The organism is Kitasatospora sp. NPDC091257 (genome assembly GCF_044757675.1).
Lineage (GTDB): Bacteria > Actinomycetota > Actinomycetes > Streptomycetales > Streptomycetaceae > Kitasatospora > Kitasatospora lactacystinica.
On record NZ_JBIVVI010001815.1, the window covers coordinates 1 to 1,164 of the forward strand.

Below are 1,164 nucleotides of genomic sequence, written 5' to 3' on the forward strand. Positions count from 1 at the left end.
GCGTTCTTCCACCTGGCCTGGGCCCGTGTCGCGGCCGCGACGACCGGCCAGACGCATCCGGTGTTCGGCACCGTGCTGCTCGGTCGGATGGACGCCGGGGACACGGCGAGCCGGACGCCGGGTCTGTACATCAACACCCTGCCGATCCGGGTCGACGCCACCCAGCCGCTGGTGGCGGGTCTGAAGGTGGCGCAGCAGCAGCTGGGTGAGCTGCTGAGGCACGAGCACGCCCCGCTGACCCTCGCCCAGCAGGTGACCGGCGTCCCCGCCCAGAGCCCGCTGTTCACGTCGCTCCTCAACTACCGCCACAGTCTGCCCAGTTCTCACTCCGACCGGCAGGGCGTGCCCGGAAGCGGGACCACGGGCATCGACATCGTGTACGCCTCGGAGCGGACGAACTACCCGTTGACGGTGTCGGTGGACGACACCGGTGTCGGGTTCCGGTTCACGGTGCAGGCGTGCGCCCCGATGGACTCCGACGTGGTCTGCGGTCTGCTGTGCACGGCGGTGGAGAACCTGGTCGGCGGGCTGGAGCAGGACTCCGCCGCCACGCTCGACCGGATCGCCGTTCTCGACGCCGGACAGCGGGAGTTGGTGCTGCGCGGCTGGAACGACACCGTGCGGGAGCTGCCGGCCGCGACGCTGCCGGGGCTGTTCGAGGCGCAGGCGGCGCGCACGCCGGACGCCACGGCCGTGGTGTTCGGCAGTGGTGCGGCCCGCGAGGTCGTGTCGTATGAGGAGCTGAACGAGCGGGCGAACCGCTTGGCGCACCTGCTGCTTGAGGGCGGTGTCGGCCCCGAGCACCTGGTGGCCGTCTGCCTGCCGCGCTCGGTCGAGCTGGTGGTGTCGTTGCTGGCGATCGAGAAGGCCGGGGCGGCGTATCTGCCGCTGGACCCGGACTACCCGGACGACCGTCTGGCCTCCACCCTGGAAGACGGTCGCCCGACCGCTCTGGTCACCGACAGCGTGACGATGGACGGGGCCCCGGCGGCCGAAGCGGGCGTCCGGCGGATCGACCTGGACGCACCGGATACCGCCAACGCCCTTGGTGTGCAGCCTGTTTCGAACCCGGAGCGCCCGGGCCACCGCCCGGAGAGCCCGGCGTACGTCATCTACACCTCCGGTTCCACCGGTCGCCCCAAGGGGGTGGTGATCTCCCACCAG

Annotated in this window: 1 protein-coding gene; it reads left to right on the forward strand. The window is 71.5% G+C overall.

Features of this window, described 5'->3' with window-relative positions; genetic code table 11:
- Positions 1–1,164: AMP-binding protein (locus tag ACIQOV_RS42235; protein WP_401056557.1), on the forward strand; the 1,164-nt coding region annotated here is incomplete at both ends.